The organism is Litoreibacter arenae DSM 19593, from assembly GCF_000442275.2.
Taxonomy (GTDB): domain Bacteria; phylum Pseudomonadota; class Alphaproteobacteria; order Rhodobacterales; family Rhodobacteraceae; genus Litoreibacter; species Litoreibacter arenae.
The window spans coordinates 1-18682 of the sequence record NZ_KE557316.1; the positions used below are offsets into that span (position 1 = coordinate 1).

Consider the following 18682-nt stretch of genomic DNA (forward strand, 5'->3'; position numbering starts at 1 on the left):
CGGATCGTCGCGCGCGGCGCCGGAAATTGATACGGCCCGATGGGTTGCGTGAAGCGGTAATCGACCGCCTCAAAGAAGGTTGGTCTCCCGAGCAGATTGCCGGACGTCTTGGGTTCGAAGGCCACGCTATCCGCGTCAGCCATGAAACGATCTATGCCCATGTCTACAGTCGCGAAGGTCAATCCGAAGCGCTGGCGCGGTATCTGCCCAGCCGTCGCAAGAAACGCAAACCGCGTTACGCCAGACGGTCGCGGGGCCTTGTATTTCCGCCGGACCGGTCGATCCATGAACGCCCGGAACACGTGAAGACGCGCGAGACATTCGGTGACTGGGAGGGTGATTTGATGATCTTCGAGCGCGCTCAAGGCAATGCGAACGTCGCCTCGCTGGTCGAGCGAAAGACCCGTTTTGCCGTCTTGTTCCGCAACAACGACCGCAGCACGACGCATCTGATGAACCGGCTGATGGACGTCATGGTACCGCTGCCCCTGCCCGCGCGCCGCTCAATCACCTTCGACAGGGGGATCGAGTTCCGGAACTGGCGCAAGCTGAAGCCGGGGATCGGCACCGAAGCCTGGTTCTGTGACCCGCAAGCCCCCTGGCAGAAGGGATCGGTCGAGAACCTGAACAAGCGGGCGCGCCGATACTTGCCCCGCAACACTCAGCTCGCGACGCTCTCAAATCGCTATATAAAGGCGATTTGCGAGCGCCTGAACGGCACACCCAGAAAGTGCCTGGGATGGCGCACCCCAACGGAAGCTTTCACAGAAGAAATGATAAAACTGAGATAGAGGAATCTGTCGCAACGAGACTTGAGCCTTCATAGGCTGTGTCAGTACGATGGTCGCGAATATTATTGTTAATCAATAGTTTACGTAGTAGTTCGACCGGAGCTAGCCGGAGCCCTCTCCAATGATTGATTCGCGGAAACAGGACCCTCACCCGCATTTGACTACCATCCCGGACAGGTCGGATAGCCTCGACATAATTCGCTCCTGTACCAAGGGGCGTTCCAGAAGTAGCTCGTGTCCAACGTCGCGCATCATCTCCAACTCTCCATTCGGCCAGGATGCCATGCGATCCTGTATTGCGCGGACGTCGACGATGGCGTCTTGTTCGCCACAAAATGCAATGCAGGGAACGTTTGGGGCAGGGATTTTTGACAGGCTTCGACACTCCGCCAATCCCTGATAGAGCCATCCCATACTAGACCCGCCGGTCTGCAACTCGGGCTTCGCCGCTGCCTGATCGCGCCAGAGCTGATACATGTCACCGTCGTTGGTAATCCTGTTCCCTTCGAAGGCGGTACAGCTGGCGTAGTTCTTCGCATTGTGGCCAGGGCAATAGGTCTGGCTCCTGCCGATCGCGCAGAATGTTCTAGAAACGGTCCAGGCTCCAACACGTTCCATGGGTTTCAGCCCAATGCCCCACATTGGACTTGTGAACGCGCAAGCAGATACTGACAGACCGTTGGCCAAGGCCCGCAGGCCGATGCATGCGCCCATGGAGCTTCCGATCAGAAACCAGGGTTTGGGCAATTCAAGCTCCTCGGCCGCCTGAGACAGCGAGGCGACGTCTTTCTGGTAATCGGAGAACCGTTCTACGTGGATCATGTTCCGGTCGGCAGCCACCCGGTCAGAAAGTCCGTGACCACGCCAATCCACGACCAGGACTGCATGACCTAGACGCTGCAGGTGCTCAATCGTCCGTCCGTGAAGTTCGATATACTGTGTGCGCCCCGGGAACAGCAGAACGGTACCATTGCGCCCATCATCAGCTCTCCAAACTCCGATGCGCAGGCGAACCCCATCATCGGTACGTATCCAATAGGCGGCTTCTCCGTTCGGGGCCCGTGCCAAATCGGCGTTAAACGGCGCAGGTACCATCAGAGGCGTCCCGGATTGGCAGGAGACTTGGCATCACTGGAGAAGACGGTGGCAACCGCAACGACGACGCTGAGAATAAGAAGATATGAAAATCCGTTGAAAGCGCCCAGCAGGAGAAAGTTGACCGCAAGCAGGCCGACGGCGCCACTCAGTCTGATCCATGTGCTTCGAGACGTTCGCATCAGCTCGCGGCTGCGTTGGAGTTTCGTGGGGTGAAATCTTGCAAAGTGTTGCGACGCCTTCGCGAGACCGGACTGGATCCGCGCCAAACAGGCGAAATAGGTAAAGACGGTAACGAAGAAGACGAAAAAGCTTGTAATGTAGGGCCACGCGGTCTGTTCGAGGAAGCTCCATCGCCGTTCGGTACCGCCCAGGACTGTCAACATATCCGTTAGCAGCCAAGCCAAGATGTTCTGGCCGTCGGATATCAGATAGGCTGCGTTTAACTTGATGCTGGTCGCGGACAGGATCCCGAGCATCGCGCAACAGTAAACCGCTCTCGTCAGATTGTTTCCAATGTCGAAGACGCCGAGGATCCGATCGTAGCTTGGTTCTGCAACCGGGGAACCAGCCAGCGCGTGAAAATCTCCAGCCACAGCGAATAGGAGCAGCAGTCCCGAGAAATACGCCCAGTAGACAAAACAGGAGTACAGGTTAGCAACGCCGGACACGGCGATCGCTTCCGGGACTGTGACAACGTCTGGCCGCTCGATTGCCACGAGAATCCAATCCACCATAGAGCTACCGCCGACGCCACGTATCAGCACAGGCCAATATACTCCGAGCCACTGACCAAAGAACACCACCAGCGCGCAGATACCCAGTATGACCCCGAACATGTGCGAGAGATCGTTTAACCGTCGAACCCATTCGTTGTGGCTCGCCCACTCACATCCGACTGCAACTGATGGTCGCCAATCAGTCTTCCAACGATGAAGCACTTCTGATGTGATGAAAAGGAACAACGCGACAAAGACTATCCTGTCCACTGTCCAGCTCGGTGCCCACAGGAAGCCCACTTGCTTCTCTAGGCCCGGGACCGGGTAGTAGGTGATGCTGTGCGTGCCGATGACATAAGACAGGAACGCGAGCATGGCGCTACCCGCCCAAACTACAATCGGCAAGTTTAAAGCGTTCTGCCCATCAAACATCGCTTCCGTCCGCCTTGCGAGCCAGCGTCGCGGTTCCATGTTTCTGGGAACCAGGTCGCGTTTCAAGACCGCCGAAGGAGTGCCTTTCTTTAGTGAGGTCTCCGGACTGGTCGATTTGCTGGAACCGCCTATCCGCTGAACCTCACGTCGCTTTGCTCCCAGCCGGCGATTGGCCGCACTCAGCTCCGCTTGCCATGCGCTCGTTGCATCTGGGTCATCGCAACCGAATATGCGCGCCAGCCATCGGATGTTTTCTGCGCTGATGCCCTTTTTGTTGTCCTGAAACCAGTGCTGGACGGTGCGCAGTTCGATACCCGATTGGTTTGCATCGATTTGCGAGATGGCTTCGGCAAGTAGATCGGGCGTCCAGGGTCCCTGAGGAATTCCCTTCTCGTCAACAGGGCGGCCAGCTCCAACCAAAGCAAGGCTCCTGAATAGTGCCTTGAAATCACCGTCGCCGCGCTCCGGGCGGACGAAATATTTACCGTTCCGGATCAATGCAGTGTCGGCTTTCGTTTCGGTATCTTTCGTATGGCTTCATGTCACTTCGTGAGTTTTTGCGCCAAGTCAATGCAATCTCAGGGTGTGGGACGGCCGCGCTCGTGAACGGCCTCGTCCAAGTATCAAGTTACGCGGTTATGAGCTCAGAGAAGACTCTCGGAGCTCAATCGGTCAAGGGCGCCGGGGAGTCCGTCGGAGTCCTGCTTGATAAGGCTGGCACCAAATGACCGACATACTTTGGCGCCAATTGCGGCGCGTTTTGACGTCCTGCTTCGTTTTGCTGGGAGGATTGCGTCTTGAAACCAGAACGAACCGAAGCTGCCGCAATCGCGCGCCTCTACGGGCAAGACCCTCACAAGGTCATCGGGTGGATCTACCATTGGAACACCGGCGAACTCACCTTCCTCTGGAATACCGGCGAACGCGAGGTGCACTTCATCGAGCCCAACATCGACCGTGGCAGGTTTTGCCAAAGTACCCCCTCCAACATCAAAGCGTTCGCAAAAATAGAAGCGGCGAAGGAAAGGCCCATTCTTAAACTGTAATTGAACATATTCCTTCTCTTACAGCTCGGTGGGTCAGCCGTGACCGACCCGCCAATACGTGAGTTGATACAACAATACTGTAGTATCGTAAACCCCGAATGTAGATGAGGAGATAGCGTTATGCCAACCAAACTGACGCCACACGCACTCGCGGTCGGCCTTGCAACGGTTTTGACGACCGGCGGACCGGTGCCAGCCAACGCTCAATCGTATCAGATCGACTGCGCAATACTTCTTTGCCTGTCGGGCGGTTGGCCAGCATCGGCCCCTTGTGCCCGCGCGCGTGCCGAGTTCATCCGCCGCATCACACCCTGGCCAGTGGAGCCTCCCCTGCAGATCTGGCGTTGCCCAATGGGTGCAGCATACAAGACCGATCCGGATTCTCTCACCAGCGAGCGGATCTACGAAATCCTTCTCGAACTCGATCAGTCCGCCCCGCTTCAGTCTTTCCCAGTCGATGACGCCGGGAACCAAGTCACAGGAAGCGACCAAAGCCTTGCAAGCGCCCCTGCCCCTACATTTCCGAAACCACTACCTGCTGTCCTCCATGTCACGGGTAACGACGCAACGCCATTGCCTGAAGGGTTTACGCTGAAACTGGCACAGGATCGCGCCGATATCGACATCAGCGGTCCGGAATTCAACTTCGTCCGCTCGATCCGCGTCTTTCAGACCCAGGCAGGTCAACGGGCAAGTGGCGAAGAGGGCGAGTGCAATCGCTACGCGAGTGTGCGACTCGGCAGCTACGGCACGCAGGGCGACTACGGTTGGACTGGGAGCAGCATCGATGCTCTTCCCGACGCCCATGTCGGCATCGAGCGCTATGGCGATCATTGCCCGGATATATGGCATCGTTCGGTTTTCGTGGAGTGGCGCGACTACGTAGGCAACTACGGTTACGAGCAGGTCAACTACTAGGCAGCAAGGCGTTCCGCGTGCTTGCGCAAAGTGCACAAGCTTCCGTCGCTTCGGGCCAGCCGCCTGCGCGCGCTATTCTGGCTCCTGAATGTATCGAGGTCCCCTATCCGTCTTGTCTCTGCAAAGTCGCACGCGACACGTTGCAGGCATACATGCCAATCTCGCCACCTGTTTCGCCGTAGACGATCATCGTACCTTCCAGCATTTCCTGCCCGGCTGGCACGTCTATCGCGTGGATTTGAGCGTTCTTGTCCACCGCCAAGAAGGCGTCCAACGCTGCTGCCTGGCAAGCCGCTTCGTCCTCGAAATCCACGCGCGTCTCCACTTCAGACCCAGCCTCGAAATTGAAGATCACGATGATCAGCAAAACGTTCACAGTAATCCATCCCACGAGAAAACCGGAGGCCGGAACCGAGCGCTTGTTCCGCAGCTTGCCATCTCCGCACTGCCATCCATTGATCATCTCCACGCAGTTGTTTGCCGAAAAAGCCGCTTTTGCGTCATTGACCGACGACTTGCAGAAACCGTCCGTAGTCTTCGCTCACCGCCCGTGCCTCCTCGAAGGCCCGCGCGCGCTCCTCTTCGAGGTAGCGGAAATACGCCTGGATATCCTCGATGTAGAGCTCAAAGACAGACCGAATCAGGTCCGCATACGCGCGAATGTCATTGGCATCGGTCGGCACGAATGGCCGTTCCGGCGCATAGCAAGTCTGGGCCATCGCATCCTCCGGAAGCCAGAGACGCAATAATACAGCGATATAGCAGATACAGGTGATCTGTTTGCGCATGGGATTAGGCCCTCGATGCTTGAGGAAAGCGGCTCGCCATGCGTAATACTGGCGTCGAGCGAAAGCTTGCGCAAGACAAAACAGCATCTTGCACGCAAAACAGTATGATTGTATTCATGGCTCATCGGAACCAATTGCTCCGGTGCGCCAAAGACAGGAAGAGCGCGCCGTGGCGATAGATTTACAAAAAGAAGCGCCGAATGTGGTTACAGAAGCGGGATTCAAGATGCTCGTTGAATCCGGATACAGTGTCGAAGTCGTGTGCAAGCAGGGTGCCTACCGGAAGAACTCCGTGTGGCATGGCGTATGGCTCTTGCGCGCCGTCAACGAAGATGGGGTCGAGAAGGAACTCGTCACCGCCCGGGCGCGCCCCGATGGCGATTTTATCCAGCTCAGGGTCTTCAAGACCGTCACCGGCCTCACGTCCTTCCTCATCGATCTCGGTTTCTCGGTTGTGGCCTTCCCGGTCTACGAAGGACAGCGCTGGACATATACCTTGGCTGACACGCCCGACGACGACAGCGACGGCTAGCGCCGTCCTTCTGCTGCTCGCGGCACATGCCGCGACCGCGCAGATGATCTTCACGATGGAGAGCGACGGATCGCTTTCCCCCTCAAACGCCCAAGACAGTTTCGCACGCAATTACAATGACGGCGTGGACCAGGGCGATCCCGACGCGCCGCTGCATATCTTTGGAGACAGCGCCGAGACCAAGCTTGAGCCGGACAATGGCACCTTCCGCATCGCAGCGGTCGCCCCACGCATCGCGGTCCCGCGCCCGGACATCCTCGCCGCCATAGACGAGACGGCGCTACGCTATGCCGGGCATCAGGGTTTGCGTACATCCGGCCTTTCGGTGACGGAATGGCGCCTCCTCTTTCGCGCCAACATCGAAATCGAAAGCGCATACAATCCGAACGCGCGGTCGCGGGTCGGCGCTATCGGCCTGGGTCAGCTCATGCCGGGAACCGCAGAGATGCTCGGCGTCGATCCCTCTGACTGGCGAGCCAATCTCGATGGCTCTGCACGGTATCTGGCCGCACAGCTCGAGACCTTCCAGGACACGCGACTGGCGCTGGCGGCCTACAACGCCGGACCCGACGCCGTCCGCGCGCATGATGGCATTCCCCCCTATCGAGAAACGCAAAACCACGTACAGCGGGTGCTGGCCGTGTTCAACAGGCTGGAAGGAGAGAACTCATGAGGCCCCTACCAAGAATGCTGACCGTGCTGACGGTCTTCATCATGCTGGCTGAGCCCGCGGTGGCGCAATCCATTGACCTCTCGCCGATCCAGGATCTTCTGCAAGGCATCGTCGACGCGCTCACCGGCCCTCTCGGCGTCGTCATTGCCACGCTCGCGGTCATCGGCGTGTTCCTGAGCTGGTTCTTCAACATCATCGATCTGCGCCAGGCCCTTTGGGTTCTGGTCGGCATCGCCGGTGTCGCCGCTGCGCCCACGATCGTGGCCGCGGTCTTCAGCTGAGGAGGTTGGCGTGGCGGAACGGTCCCCCCTTTTTCTTGGCCTCGTGCGCCCGCCGAAACTCTTCGGTCTGCCGATCATGTATGCCGTGGTCTGGCTCTTCGGCTCCGTCCTGCTCTTCGTCTGGATCCAGAGCTTCGTCGTTCTGGGCATCGCGGCCGTTCTCTATCCCCTCCTCTGGAAGGCTGCGGACTGGGATCCGCGCTTCATCGATGTCGCGATGACCACGCTGCAGGAAACCCCACCCACCCGAAACCGCAGAATCCATGGGGGAGATAGCTATGCCCCGTGATGACGTCAGCGGGCTCGGCGAACGTGATGAGCGCACTCTGATGCCAAAATGGTTTCAGCATGAGAAGCACCTCGCCCACATGCTGCCATACGTGAGTCTCGTCGATGATCGCACGGTCCGCACCCGGGTCAACGAGCTCTTCCAATGCGTCCGGATCACGGGGGTCAACAGCTACACCAAGGATGACGACTACCTCGACAAGCTGCGCGCGCTCTTCGCCCGGATCGTCGCGCAGCTCGGCGAAGAGTTTTCCTACTATGTCCACAAGGTCTCGAAGGGCATTCATGTCGACCTCGAGCCCATTGATGGCGACAGCTTCGCCGCCATGGTCGACGCGCATTGGCGCGGCAAGATGCAAACCAGCGGACTTCGCGACAAGACGCTCACGCTCACCGTCATCCACCGCCCGCCGAACAAGAGCTTCCTCAGCTTCATGCGGAGCCCCTCCCCCGAACGGCTCAAAGACGAGACAGCGAAGCGGCTGCGTCGGTTGAATGAAGCCGTCGGGATCTTCACATCCGGTCTGACGGAGCTGAAGCCGTCCGTGCTCTCGGCCGAGACCGGGGACCTGGTCGGCTTCCTGGGTGCGCTGAACACCGGCCAGGAACGCCCGCTCTACCATAGCTCGCAGTTCGGCTTCCTGGCCTCCTCCGCCGCGAATACCCGCGTTACTTTTCATGGGGATCATTTCGAGTTGAGCGAGGGCGTGGCAGGCCGTCGGTATGGCAAGAGCTACTCCATCAAGGATTACTCCGAGCAAACAAGCTGCACGATGTTCGACACACTCAACCTGCCCGTCGACATGATCGTCACACATTCCTTCACGCCCGTGAACACGAACATGACGATCTCGAGGATCAAGCGGCAGATGAAACAGATGCAGGCCGCCGATGATGCCGCTGTCTCGCTCCGTGAAAACCTCTCCTTCCTTGCTGACGATCTCGAAGCCAAACGCGCCAGCATGGGCGATCACCACATGGTGGTCACGGTCTTTGCCGAAACGCTCGACGCCCTGGAAACCCTCGGAGCCGAAATCGTCAATGCCGCCGCCTGCGAAGGCGTGACCATGGTGAGCGACCGCTTCGGAGCGAATACGCACTTCTTCAGCCAGCATCCGGGCAATCAGCCCAAGCGGCTCCGCCCCAGCACGATCACCAACCGCAACTTCGCGGATTTCGCGGCTTTCCATCGCACGCAGCTTGGCAAGCAAGGCGATGAGGTGCCCTGGGGCAAGGTGATCTCGCTTTTTCCCACGCCGGAAAAGAGCGCATATCGCTTCTCCTTCCACGAAACGGGATTGCCTGAGAAAGAACCCACCAGTGGTCACACGCTCATCATGGGCCGCCCGGGTTCAGGCAAATCGGTCTTGGCCGCATTCCTCATGACGCAAGCCAAACGCGCCGGGGCCCGGGTCTTCGTCTTCGATTATCGGCAGGGCATGGAGATGGCCGTGCGTGCCAATGGTGGGCGCTACACGACGATCCAGGGCGGCATGCCCACGGGGCTCAATCCGCTCTGGACCGAGACCGACAGTCGTGGGATTGCCTGGCTCGCGGACTGGTTCGGCACGCTCCTGCACCGCGAAGACAAGCCACTGACGCCGGCCCAGACCAATCGGATCATGGACTGCGTACGCCAGAACGCCCAGGCCACGGATCCGGGCCTCCGGAACTGGCAGAACTTCGCTTCGCTCTTCATGTCGATGGATGATGAGGGGGATCTGAACCAGCGGGTGCTCGAATGGGCCGAGAAGGGCCGGTTCGGCTGGATTTTCGGACACAGCCTCGAGGACACGTTCTCCCTCGATGGCAACATGGTCGGCTTCGACCTCACGGGCATCCTCGACAGCGAAAGCGACAAGGAGCGGATGGCTGTCCTGAGCTATCTCTTCCGCCGGATCGAACGGAAGATCGAGGATCGCCGCCCCACGCTCATCATCATCGATGAGGCCTGGAAGGCGCTCGACAACGAATATTTCGCGGAGCGGCTCTCGCAATGGCTCGTCACCGCCCGGAAACAGAACACCGTCGCCGTGATGATGACCCAGTATGCGAGCCAGTTGGAACGCACGCGGACGGGCAAGACCATCGTCGAGGCCGTGCCAACCCAAGTGCTGCTGCCGAACATCCGGGCCAATGCGTCGGACTATCAGATGCTCAATCTCTACCAGAAAGAGCTCGATACGCTGCTGAACACCGGCACGAACTCCCGGCTCGCGCTCATCCGCGATGATCAGGGCTCGGTGGTCGTCGACGCTGACCTGAGCGCTCTTGGGCCGAACCTCACAATCCTTGGCGGCATGGAGGCCGGCGAAAAGCTCGTCGGCGCCGATTACCGCGGCCGACCTGATTTTTGGAGGCTCCAGCCATGAAGACATTCTCCCTTGTCCTGCTCATTTGCACGCTGGCCGCTTGCTCGAACTACCGCGAGCCAGAGGCCAACTGCTTTGCCCTCGTCTCACAGGGTCCTGCTCCACTCGATTGTGATTTTGATGCGCTCGGCGGTCCCGATCTCGAGGCCCGCACGTATGAGTAGGCCATTCGCCGCCACGCTCCTTCTGTTCGCCGCGACGACTGTCGCGCTGGCCCAGGGAGTGCCCGTGAATGACAGTGGGCTTACCGCGCGCGATTTGATCGAAACCAGAGACCGGGAAGCTGATCTGGCGGTGCAGCGCGAGACGCTGACTGTCCAGGAACAGATCACGGCGATCGAACGCGAACAGCTTGCGATGCTCGATGCAATCCTCGATGCCCAGACCAGCTTCGATAGCGCCTCAATCACGGGCATGGTCACGGACCTCGAAAGCGGAAGTGGAGATGCCGACCGCTCGGCCGCAACTGTGTATGGCACCGCCGAGATCGACCCAAACCCCGCTGGCGACCAGATGTTCGGGGATGCCGCTGAGAACATCGAGCAACTCATCATTCGCGTGGCCCAGGAAACCCGCGGGCGGCCCGGGGTCTCTGCCGCCGGTCTCTCGGTCGTCCAGTGGCGCGCGCTTCTCCAGGCGCTGATCTGGCAGGAGAGCCGCTTCGTGATCCGCGCCGAAAGTCCCGTGGGCGCCTACGGACTCACACAGATCATGCCCGGGACCGCCAGCGATCTCGGGATCAACCCGGAATACCGCACGAGCCCCTATCTGCAGGTCGACGGCGGTGCGCGGTATCTCTCAGACCAGCTCGCGCGCTTCGATGGCAACATCATTTTCGGGCTTGCGGCCTACAATGCGGGACCCGGTCGTGTGATCGAGTACGGCGGTGTGCCACCGTTCCGGGAAACCCAGCATTACGTCACCGTCATCCCCCAGCAGTACAATTCATACCTTGCCCGCATCGGGGGGATAGAGGCGCTCGGGACCATCGACCCGGCCCTGCTTGCCAACTCGAACCTCTCCCTCACCGGTGCAGGCGCGGCGTTCTACGGCAGCAATTCCCCCACCGCGATCCGACAGGCCGCCCTTCGCGTACGCGACATCGTGACCCGGATCGGCAGCACTGCCGACGTGCAGGAAGCGATGGCGCTCAACACCTACGCCCGCGCCGAACTGGTCCGGCTCATCGCTGCCATGACGCGTCTCCAGGCCGCGCGCACGCAGCCTCTTAGTGCCGAGCAGATGCGGCTCGCTGCCACCCGGATGCAGGAACAAGACTTCATGACCTTCATCATAGAGGAGCTGGACTGATGCCCGCCTACCCAAGTCTCAAGACTTTCCGGACACTTGCGTTCACCGCGCTGCTGCCGCTTAGCAGTATCGCCCTTCCCGCGACCTTGCTCCCAGTCTCTGCTACCGCACAAGGCGTCCCAGTGGTCGACACGCAAAACATTGCCCAAAACATCCAGCAGCTGCGCCAGATGATCGAGGACGAGATCCTGCAGAACGAGCAACTCCTGCAGCTGCGCGAACAGCTCACCACACTGACCGATCAACTGGCCGAGCTTCAGCGCACCTATGAGGCTTTGACCCGCCTCGCGGAACTTCCCGAAGTCATCGCCACTGAAATGGAAGCTGAGCTCAATGGCATCCTCGATCAGGAATTCGGGGACATCCAAGCCACGATTCATGCCATTCGCACAGGCGACTTCTCGGGTCTCAGTGGCTCAGGCGCGGCCGAGATCGAAACCCAGATGGACCGCGTGCTGGCCGAGCTTGGCTTTGACGACGACACGCTCCGGGAGATGGCCACGAGCGGCAATGCCGGGGCCGAGCGGATAGCCACACAAGCGACCACCGGCGCGCTCGTCTCCGCCGCTGCCCAGAACAGCTACGACGATGCGGGCCAATCGCTCGAACGCGTAGATCGGCTCGTCGGCCTGATCGATGACATGGACGAGCTCAAGGAAAGTGTCGATCTCAACACCCGCGTCACCGCTGAACTCGCCGTAGCGCTTGTCGCCATGTGGCAGCTCGAGGCCGTGCAGACCGTGGGCGACGGCACCGGCGGCGTCATCGATGCCGCCACCATCGCCGAGGAACAGAACTTCATGGAACTCACCATTCCGGATTTGGGCGATTGATTTTCGAGGCACGAGACTTTGGACAGCGAACGCGAAATCATTGAAGAGGAACTGGTCTACGGCGCGCTGCGTCGCGAACGGCTCTGGCAGCGCTTGGGGCTGCTCGGGATCATATTCGGGCTGGTCGGTTGCCTCGGCGCAGTGATGGTCGCCATTCTCGACTTCGATCCGCCGCCTGTTGTTGTGCCCTACGATCCCGAGACCGGATTTGCCCTGCCCGAAGCTTCGGTGGGGGCCACGCAAGTGACCGCCAACCAGGCCATCATCGAGGCGGAGATCTTCCGCTATGTGGCCGACCGAGAGGCCTACAACCAGCTCGACAATGATCTGCGGATTCGCAGCGTTCTGCAGCGCTCCGATGGCCGGGCAGAAGCTTCTGTCCGGGCACAATGGAACAGCGCGAACCCTCAATATCCACTTACGGTCTACGGCGAGGATTCCACGCTCGATGTCGAAGTTCTGAGCATCAACCTGATCGGGGAGAACCGCGCGACCGTGCGTCTGCGCAAACGGCTTACCTCGATACAAGGCATTCAGGCGGGGCATTTCACCGCAACGCTCCTCTTCGAATTCCGACCCGAGACCGCACGCACGATCGATCAGGTTTGGACCAACCCCTTTGGCTTCACCGTGCTCGAATACGCGATCCGGTCCGACAGATTGGAGAACTGATATGCGTCGCTTTGGGCTTTTCCTTCTCATCCTCGTATTCACGGCCTCGTGCGCGCTTGCCGAGGCCACGCCCCGTCGTGGCACGCACGATCCGCGCGTCCGCATCGCCACCTATCAGGAGGGCCAAGTCTTTCGCCTGAACGTCTCGCTCACCCATGTGACCACCATCGAGTTCGGCGAGGGCGAAACCATCCGCTCGATCCTGGCGGGCGATACCGAAGGGTTCGAGCTCGATGGCGTCCCCGGCGGCCAAGCCTTCGCGATCAAGCCGCTCGCCCGCGGTGTCCACACCAACGTCACCGTCTACACCAACCGGCGGAGCTACTATTTCAACGTCCAGGAGGTCTCGACACCCACATTCTACGTGGTGCAATTCCACTATCCGGAAGACGAGCGTCGCCCCCAGAATGCCGTCGCGGCGCAAGCCCCGAACTACAACTATGGAGCCAGCGACCGCACGGAAATCACGCCCGCGCGTGTTTGGGATGACGGCACATTCACCTTCTTCCAGTTTGCCGGCAACGCGCCTGTCCCGGCGATCTTCCGATATTCAAACGGACGCGAGCGCACCGTCAATACGCAAGCGACTGAGCCGGGAGTGATCCGGGTCTCGGGCGTGAATGCCCAGTGGGTGCTGCGCCTCGGCGATACCGTCGTCTGCATTCAAGCCAATTCACTGACGGGAGGCACGTGATGAGCGACAAGCCGAACCAACCTGACATGTCCGAACGCCTCGCCCGGCTTGAAGCGAGCGCCTCGGGCAGCCCAAGGACCACAACCCGCCGCTCGCCTCTGATGGCCCTTCTTGTCGTCGCGCTCGTCGGTCTCGGCGGCACCGTCCTTTACCTGTTGAACCAGCCCGAAGAGGAAGTAGCCCTGCCCACGGCCACACCAGACGAGTTCCAACCCGAAGGGGATGGCTTCGGCACCATCGAGCCCTTCGTGCCGCCTGCCCCGCCGGAACCGGAAGTCGTGGCAGTCCCTGCCCCGGCACCGGAACCGAATGCCGAACTGCTCGCCCAGATCGCAGCGCTCCAAGCGCAGATCGAAGAGCTTCGGAACGCCCCGGATCCGGTGGTCGAAGAAGACACGGCCGCGGCGGAGGCCATCAACGCGCTGACCGCCCAACTGGCAGAACTGCAGAAGGCCTCGGAGGCCGCGCAACAGCAATTCGCGGATGAGCTGGAAGCCCGTGATCGAGCGCTGCAACAGCTGCGCATGGACCTCGATCTCGCCCGCCTTGAGGCCCAACAGCCCGCCCCTGCCCCGTCTGGTCCCACCGAGGAAGAGCTCCGGCGGCTGGAAGAAGAACGACTGCGGCGTGAGGAAGAAGCACGCCGTCTTGCCGAGCTCCAACGCCGATCCGAGGAAGAGCGCGCCTTCCAGGAGCGCCGGATCCTCTCGCCCGTCACCGCCTTCGGCGGCGCGACCGGCGGCACAGATGGTACCCAACTGGCAGAACGTACCTTCGGCGAAGTCACCGACTTCGTCCTGAACAGGGCCTTCCCGAGCCCTGTCACCCGATCCGAAGTTATTGCGAACCCGGCGAACACCGTGATCCAGGGGACGGTGATCCAGGCCGCGCTCGAGAACGCGATTACGAGCGAGTTGGCCGGCCAGGTCCGCGCAATCACCTCCGAAAATGTCTACAGCTATGACGGAACCCGCCTTCTGATCCCCGCCGGATCCCGGCTGATCGGGCGGTATCGCTCAGGGGCGGATATCGCCCAAAGGCGGCTCACAATCGCTTGGGATCGGATCATCCTGCCCAACGACCAGACGATCCAGATCAGCGCTTTCGGGGCCGACGAGCTCGGTCGCTCGGGTACCACAGGCTTTGTTGACACGCGCTTTGCCGAACGCTTCGGCTCGGCCGCGCTGATCTCGTTGATTTCTGCCGCACCCACCGTTGCGGCCAATGAGACGGAAGATGAACTCTCCGAAGACGTCCTCAAAAACATTGGCGACGATCTGGCCGACGCAACCGACAGCGTGATCGGTGAATACCTCTCGATCGGCCCTGTCATCTATGTCAACCAGGGCGCGCGGATCACCGTCATGGTGGACCGGGATTTGGAGATCTTCTGACGATGTCACTCAGCTATCTCCAGGCCTCCATCGACAAGCTGGAAGATGCCAAGCGCGAGGATGTCATCGAGATCTGCATCAACCCGGACGGGTCCTGCTGGGGCGAGTTCCAGGGCGATCATTTCATGCATCGTCTCAGTCAGACCTTCACCGTGGATCAGATCAAGGACTTGGGAAACCAGATCGCTTCGGATGCTGCCACGCCCCTCTCCAAGGACCGGCCTATCGTCTCGGTCTCGATCACCTATCGCGATCGCCCAATTCGTGCTCAGGTCATCACACCGCCTGCGGTCAGCCGTGGCATGTCGATCAGCCTGCGATTCTTCTCGAGCCTGCCTCTTGAGACCATTGAACTGGGGTTCCTCTACGGCAAAGAGCGGAAGTTGGAGGAGCTGCGTCAGGAGAAGAACCGCCAACTTCGCGAGGTGGTCGTCAGCGGTGATATCGATGCAGCGATTTCACATTGCGTCGAGAGCAAGCTCAATATGATCGTCTCGGGCGGCACCTCCACCGGCAAGACCGTCGCAGCGCGAAAGATCCTGTCATATGTTGATGATGACGAGCGGATCGTGACGATCGAAGAAGCCGCCGAGCTTCTGCCGAAACAGCCGAATGCCGTGACGTTGATCTCGAACCGGGACGCCATGAACCAGACGGCTGACGTGTTGCTCACCGCCACCCTCCGAATGCGGCCCGACCGCATCATCCTAGGCGAAGTCCGCGGAAAAGAGGCCATGACCTTTCTGGAAGCCATCAACACCGGCCACGGCGGCTCGATGACCACGCTGCACGCCGAAACCCCCCAATTGGCGGTTCAGCGCCTAGCGATCGCAGCCCTCAAGACCAAGGTCCCGATCCCTTATCGCGACGTGATAGACTACATCGAAAGCTCCATCGATGTGATCATTCAAGCCGGACGTGAAGACGGAAAACGGGGGATCACGGAGTTCTATTTGCCCGGTATCGAATTGGAAAAGGAGGCCTATACATGAAAAGCTACATGCCAAAGATTCTGACGTTCACCGGTGGCAAAAAATTCAGCTACCAGCAGATGGAAGACAAGATCTCGAAATACACACTGGACGGCTGGAAAATTGTTTCAATGACGCAATTTCAGAGCCATCAGCCGATGTATACGGTTCTCTTGCAGTATGAATTTTCCGAAGAGGAAATGCAGTCAAAAGCGGAGAAGCGGGCATGAAGATCTGCAACGTACTTCTATTGACGGCGATTAGTTTTTCCTCGGCGACTGCCTTTGCTCAGAACTTAGTACCCACAATGGACAGCGAGTATGAGTTCTGTCAGCAGCGCCCGCCCGAGCCTGAGTGGTTGCAAAATCTGCATGTGCGAAAGAGCAACAAACGGCTTCTAATACAGTCGATCTACCGTCTTGAAGGATACCAGCGTGTTGCTGCTTCTGGTGATTGCAAGTGCAACACCTTGTTTCCGCCATGGTCCAATGCTGTCCAGCACTACAACGACAACTTCCTCCATCTCGAACAGTTCGAGGCAATGCAAACCCGCCGTGATTTTCAAGATCAAGGCTCTGCCGTGCGTCGCTTCGTCCAGGAACTCTGTGAAGCAGAAGGCAACTGGTGATTTAGGAGAAAGTCATGAGCGTCGTTTCATACCTTGTTGATACCGCCCAAGGCTTCTTGGATAACTCAGCCGAGACACAGTTTGGAGCGGTGGCCGCAACAGTTGGAACGATAACGACTGTTGCCGTCAGTCTCGTCGTCATCCTCGTTTGCATCAACATGGTATTCCAGTATCGGGCCATGGATGGACGGACGGCTTTTTGGCTTGGTGTCAAAATAATTCTGATAGGGATATTTGCGCAGAACTGGACCCAGTTTAATGCGCTCTCTTCAGCTATTTTGAACGGCATCGACAGCATAGCCGGATCACTCATCGCCGCTGTTGGCGGGGGCACACCCGGCCCGTCTGGTACCTATGCAGAGCAGTTCGACGAGATGATTGCTGACTTCGGCAACTACCTTAACGCCGCAGGTGAAGAACTGAACTGGATGGCCGGGGCGATCCTCTCCAACCTCGGAGTCTTCCTTCTGTCGCTACTCGGCGCGCTTGCGGCGTTCTTAATGGTCGCGTCACGCTTGATGATTGCGCTGCTGCTCGGTTTGGCGCCGATCATGATCTTCCTCACGCTCTTCGATGTGACGAAGGACTACTTCGCGCGATGGCTTTCGGCCGTGGTTTCATTTGCGATGTATCCCATCATCATTGCCGGAGTGTTCTCCACCATAACTGGCGTCTCCACGTCGCTATTGGGGGAACTGGGTGATCCAACGGCTGCTCCCAACATTGGCGCGCTTGTCCCATTCTTCATGATGGTCCTGATGGCAAAGGGTTTCATTATCGCAACACCGTTCATCGTTCGGGCTGTATCAGGTAACATCATGATGCCAGCGATTTCAGGTGGGCTTGGAGGTAGCTATGCGTTCAGCCGGGCTGCCCTGGGATCGCAGCAAGCAATCAACCGTTATCTAGTGGGCAACGCAAGCGGGTCGGAAGTGGCCGCCTTGCGCTTGCGCGCCGCTTTTGGAGTGTCAGGCATGCCCGAGCGCAGCTACGGAACAAGACCACCACCAAACACGCAAGCGGGTACACGCAACCCAAGTTCCGGCACAGCACCAGACTATCAAGCGCAAAAAGACCGCAATCGGCGCATAGGTCGGTAGCTGAACTGACCTGCCTAGGCCGCCGCTGAGTCGCCTAGGCCCTCTTAAACTTTGGTGCCAGAATTCCAGCAACTTCAAGAAACGTTCGGTGCGTAGAGGGTTCGAATCCGAAAACTGACCGCTGTTCCGCGCAATATGAATAGTGGCTTTGCGGAACGGCAATGCAACGGTGTTTCCTAAAGTGGTCGTTCGCCGCGCGGGCGCCATATGTCTCACAAGCGGACAAACCGCTTTTTCGCTGCGGCTGCGCTAGCGTCGGCTCTCGATAAATCTGGCGGGCAGAAACGGTGGTTATCGCCGGTGACAGAAACGTACGAGTTTTGGCTATCGCGATGTGAATTCAGATGGTTGTGTGGCGCGGTTCAATCCGACTACCGTAGGTTATGACCTCTTCTTGGGATATCGACGAAATCAGAGCTTTGAACCCGCTTCTCCCAGGGCAGGTGAGAAGCCAGATCGATCATCTGCTTGGCGTTGCCGCTACGAGTGAAGATGAGCTGTGTGAGCTAGCCGAGTGGCATGAAGATATTCCAGAAGACCGAGTACTATGTGTGTTCCAGTTGCCGTTTGCCTTCGCCGATCTGCGAGAGCCAGTGAAGCTTCCCACCCAACAGCAGGGTGTATTTGTAGAAGCAACCTTCTCGCAGCAGCATATCTCTTGCTATCAGAAGGGAAAGATCACAATCGTCAAAAACGAGACCGACAGGTCGGACGAGCTCTCAATCAGTTTAGGCCCGCATTGGTTCCAAAAAACCCTGACGACGGACTGTTGGTCTTCAGAACACGAACTGATCCTCGGTTAGATCCAAGATATTCACATTTTGCAATTCTATACTACTACGGATCCCATCAAATATCGTCGCGTTCCCATTCAGAGTCGTCAGATGATTGGTGCTTAGATCGCTCCAGTCGGTGATGCTGGTCACACCCGAGAGGTCAATTATCTCGCCGACAACAGAAACATTAAAATCTGTGATCAAATCGACCCCGAATCCGCCTTTGAACACGAAAACATCAGATCCGGCATTACCCTCCAGACGGTCATTGCCATCGCCCCCATCGAGGATATCATTCCCGCCACCGCCACGCAGAAGGTCAGCGTCGGCTTCCCCGTAGAGCGTGTCGTTGCCGTCATTTCCGTTCA

23 protein-coding genes and 1 pseudogene are annotated in these 18682 nt (G+C 58.9%); 19 read left to right on the forward strand and 5 right to left on the reverse strand.

The window, feature by feature from the left end:
* Positions 1–791, forward strand: a 791-nt coding sequence (locus THALAR_RS17780; RefSeq protein ID WP_040819595.1) for an IS30 family transposase, incomplete at its 5' end; no start/stop codon positions are given.
* A 147-nt stretch (positions 792–938) separates the two neighbouring features.
* Here THALAR_RS17780 and THALAR_RS17785 read toward each other — a convergent pair.
* Together THALAR_RS17785 and THALAR_RS17790 are read right to left on the reverse strand one after the other, a co-directional pair.
* Positions 939–1886, reverse strand: coding sequence for an alpha/beta hydrolase (locus tag THALAR_RS17785; RefSeq protein WP_040819597.1), 948 nt, complete (start codon positions 1884–1886; stop codon positions 939–941).
* Positions 1886–3535 carry an RcgA family putative transporter gene (locus tag THALAR_RS17790; protein ID WP_021102990.1) on the reverse strand — a complete coding sequence of 550 codons (1650 nt, stop codon included), beginning with the start codon at positions 3533–3535 and terminating at the stop codon, positions 1886–1888. The genes THALAR_RS17785 and THALAR_RS17790 overlap by 1 nt, the downstream gene beginning before the upstream one ends.
* 299 nt (positions 3536–3834) lie before the next feature.
* Between THALAR_RS17790 and THALAR_RS17800 the strand changes: the two genes are divergently transcribed.
* Together THALAR_RS17800 and THALAR_RS17805 are read left to right on the forward strand one after the other, a co-directional pair.
* Entirely contained in the window at positions 3835–4083 is a 249-nt protein-coding gene (locus THALAR_RS17800; protein WP_021102991.1) for a hypothetical protein, read from the forward strand.
* A 120-nt stretch (positions 4084–4203) separates the two neighbouring features.
* Positions 4204–5001 carry a hypothetical protein gene (locus THALAR_RS17805; protein ID WP_021102992.1) on the forward strand — a complete coding sequence of 266 codons (798 nt, stop codon included), beginning with the start codon at positions 4204–4206 and terminating at the stop codon, positions 4999–5001.
* 103 nt (positions 5002–5104) lie between these two features.
* On the opposite strand, the gene THALAR_RS17810 is transcribed toward THALAR_RS17805, so the two are convergent.
* On the reverse strand, positions 5105–5464 hold the full coding sequence (locus THALAR_RS17810) for a hypothetical protein (protein ID WP_040819603.1): 360 nt from the start codon (positions 5462–5464) through the stop codon (positions 5105–5107).
* A gap of 37 nt (positions 5465–5501) precedes the next feature.
* Positions 5502–5789, reverse strand: coding sequence for a hypothetical protein (locus THALAR_RS17815; protein ID WP_021102994.1), 288 nt, complete (start codon positions 5787–5789; stop codon positions 5502–5504).
* A gap of 88 nt (positions 5790–5877) precedes the next feature.
* On the opposite strand from THALAR_RS17815, the gene THALAR_RS17820 reads away from it, so the two are divergent.
* The 16 genes from THALAR_RS17820 (at position 5878) to THALAR_RS18240 (ending at position 18341) form a co-directional block, all read left to right on the forward strand.
* The gene (locus THALAR_RS17820) at positions 5878–6321 is read left to right on the forward strand and encodes a hypothetical protein (RefSeq protein WP_245622493.1); all 444 of its coding nucleotides are present in this window, start codon (positions 5878–5880) and stop codon (positions 6319–6321) included.
* A 43-nt stretch (positions 6322–6364) separates the two neighbouring features.
* Positions 6365–6994, forward strand: coding sequence for a lytic transglycosylase domain-containing protein (locus tag THALAR_RS17825; protein ID WP_021102996.1), 630 nt, complete (start codon positions 6365–6367; stop codon positions 6992–6994).
* 14 nt (positions 6995–7008) lie between these two features.
* Positions 7009–7275, forward strand: coding sequence for a TrbC/VirB2 family protein (locus THALAR_RS17830; RefSeq protein ID WP_021102997.1), 267 nt, complete (start codon positions 7009–7011; stop codon positions 7273–7275).
* 10 nt (positions 7276–7285) lie between these two features.
* Positions 7286–7564 carry a type IV secretion system protein VirB3 gene (locus THALAR_RS17835; protein ID WP_021102998.1) on the forward strand — a complete coding sequence of 93 codons (279 nt, stop codon included), beginning with the start codon at positions 7286–7288 and terminating at the stop codon, positions 7562–7564.
* Positions 7554–9935 carry a VirB4 family type IV secretion/conjugal transfer ATPase gene (locus THALAR_RS17840; protein ID WP_021102999.1) on the forward strand — a complete coding sequence of 794 codons (2382 nt, stop codon included), beginning with the start codon at positions 7554–7556 and terminating at the stop codon, positions 9933–9935. The genes THALAR_RS17835 and THALAR_RS17840 overlap by 11 nt, the downstream gene beginning before the upstream one ends.
* Positions 9932–10099, forward strand: coding sequence for a hypothetical protein (locus THALAR_RS18650; RefSeq protein WP_169788558.1), 168 nt, complete (start codon positions 9932–9934; stop codon positions 10097–10099). The genes THALAR_RS17840 and THALAR_RS18650 overlap by 4 nt, the downstream gene beginning before the upstream one ends.
* A gap of 58 nt (positions 10100–10157) precedes the next feature.
* Positions 10158–11246 (forward strand): lytic transglycosylase domain-containing protein, encoded by a 1089-nt coding sequence (locus THALAR_RS17845; RefSeq protein ID WP_040819623.1) that lies wholly within the window; start codon positions 10158–10160, stop codon positions 11244–11246.
* Complete coding sequence (locus tag THALAR_RS17850; RefSeq protein WP_021103001.1) at positions 11246–12079, forward strand: Minor pilin of type IV secretion complex (VirB5); 834 nt, start codon at positions 11246–11248, stop codon at positions 12077–12079. The genes THALAR_RS17845 and THALAR_RS17850 overlap by 1 nt, the downstream gene beginning before the upstream one ends.
* An 18-nt stretch (positions 12080–12097) precedes the next feature.
* Entirely contained in the window at positions 12098–12751 is a 654-nt protein-coding gene (locus THALAR_RS17855) for a virB8 family protein (RefSeq protein ID WP_021103002.1), read from the forward strand.
* A gap of 1 nt (position 12752) precedes the next feature.
* The gene (locus THALAR_RS17860) at positions 12753–13445 is read left to right on the forward strand and encodes a TrbG/VirB9 family P-type conjugative transfer protein (protein WP_021103003.1); all 693 of its coding nucleotides are present in this window, start codon (positions 12753–12755) and stop codon (positions 13443–13445) included.
* Positions 13445–14839, forward strand: coding sequence for a TrbI/VirB10 family protein (locus tag THALAR_RS17865; protein WP_021103004.1), 1395 nt, complete (start codon positions 13445–13447; stop codon positions 14837–14839). Before THALAR_RS17860 ends, THALAR_RS17865 begins: the two co-directional genes overlap by 1 nt.
* 2 nt (positions 14840–14841) lie before the next feature.
* Entirely contained in the window at positions 14842–15831 is a 990-nt protein-coding gene (locus THALAR_RS17870) for an ATPase, T2SS/T4P/T4SS family (protein ID WP_021103005.1), read from the forward strand.
* The gene (locus THALAR_RS17875; RefSeq protein WP_021103006.1) at positions 15828–16040 is read left to right on the forward strand and encodes a hypothetical protein; all 213 of its coding nucleotides are present in this window, start codon (positions 15828–15830) and stop codon (positions 16038–16040) included. The genes THALAR_RS17870 and THALAR_RS17875 overlap by 4 nt, the downstream gene beginning before the upstream one ends.
* Positions 16037–16438 (forward strand): hypothetical protein, encoded by a 402-nt coding sequence (locus tag THALAR_RS17880; protein WP_040819609.1) that lies wholly within the window; start codon positions 16037–16039, stop codon positions 16436–16438. The genes THALAR_RS17875 and THALAR_RS17880 overlap by 4 nt, the downstream gene beginning before the upstream one ends.
* Positions 16439–16452: 14 nt before the next feature.
* Positions 16453–17538 (forward strand): type IV secretion system protein, encoded by a 1086-nt coding sequence (locus THALAR_RS17885; protein WP_021103008.1) that lies wholly within the window; start codon positions 16453–16455, stop codon positions 17536–17538.
* Positions 17539–17921: 383 nt separating this feature from the next.
* Positions 17922–18341 carry a hypothetical protein gene (locus THALAR_RS18240; RefSeq protein ID WP_040819611.1) on the forward strand — a complete coding sequence of 140 codons (420 nt, stop codon included), beginning with the start codon at positions 17922–17924 and terminating at the stop codon, positions 18339–18341.
* Here the strand turns inward: THALAR_RS18240 and THALAR_RS18980 are convergent.
* Positions 18315–18682, reverse strand: a pseudogene (locus THALAR_RS18980) (calcium-binding protein); the annotation flags it as partial. The gene THALAR_RS18240 and the pseudogene THALAR_RS18980 sit on opposite strands and share 27 nt — an antisense overlap.

Excerpts from the sequence above, each read along its gene's own strand:
- THALAR_RS17785 (WP_040819597.1), bottom strand. The coding sequence starts at position 1,886 with ATGGTACCTGCGCCGTTTAACGCCGATTTGGCACGGGCCCCGAACGGA.
- THALAR_RS17805 (WP_021102992.1), top strand. The coding sequence starts at position 4,204 with ATGCCAACCAAACTGACGCCACACGCACTCGCGGTCGGCCTTGCAACG.
- THALAR_RS17810 (WP_040819603.1), bottom strand. The coding sequence starts at position 5,464 with ATGATCAATGGATGGCAGTGCGGAGATGGCAAGCTGCGGAACAAGCGC.
- THALAR_RS17815 (WP_021102994.1), bottom strand. The coding sequence starts at position 5,789 with ATGCGCAAACAGATCACCTGTATCTGCTATATCGCTGTATTATTGCGT.
- THALAR_RS17825 (WP_021102996.1), top strand. The coding sequence starts at position 6,365 with ATGATCTTCACGATGGAGAGCGACGGATCGCTTTCCCCCTCAAACGCC.
- THALAR_RS17830 (WP_021102997.1), top strand. The coding sequence starts at position 7,009 with ATGCTGACCGTGCTGACGGTCTTCATCATGCTGGCTGAGCCCGCGGTG.
- THALAR_RS17840 (WP_021102999.1), top strand. The coding sequence starts at position 7,554 with ATGCCCCGTGATGACGTCAGCGGGCTCGGCGAACGTGATGAGCGCACT.
- THALAR_RS18650 (WP_169788558.1), top strand. The coding sequence starts at position 9,932 with ATGAAGACATTCTCCCTTGTCCTGCTCATTTGCACGCTGGCCGCTTGC.
- THALAR_RS17850 (WP_021103001.1), top strand. The coding sequence starts at position 11,246 with ATGCCCGCCTACCCAAGTCTCAAGACTTTCCGGACACTTGCGTTCACC.
- THALAR_RS17860 (WP_021103003.1), top strand. The coding sequence starts at position 12,753 with ATGCGTCGCTTTGGGCTTTTCCTTCTCATCCTCGTATTCACGGCCTCG.
- THALAR_RS17865 (WP_021103004.1), top strand. The coding sequence starts at position 13,445 with ATGAGCGACAAGCCGAACCAACCTGACATGTCCGAACGCCTCGCCCGG.
- THALAR_RS17870 (WP_021103005.1), top strand. The coding sequence starts at position 14,842 with ATGTCACTCAGCTATCTCCAGGCCTCCATCGACAAGCTGGAAGATGCC.
- THALAR_RS17875 (WP_021103006.1), top strand. The coding sequence starts at position 15,828 with ATGAAAAGCTACATGCCAAAGATTCTGACGTTCACCGGTGGCAAAAAA.
- THALAR_RS17880 (WP_040819609.1), top strand. The coding sequence starts at position 16,037 with ATGAAGATCTGCAACGTACTTCTATTGACGGCGATTAGTTTTTCCTCG.
- THALAR_RS17885 (WP_021103008.1), top strand. The coding sequence starts at position 16,453 with ATGAGCGTCGTTTCATACCTTGTTGATACCGCCCAAGGCTTCTTGGAT.
- THALAR_RS18240 (WP_040819611.1), top strand. The coding sequence starts at position 17,922 with ATGACCTCTTCTTGGGATATCGACGAAATCAGAGCTTTGAACCCGCTT.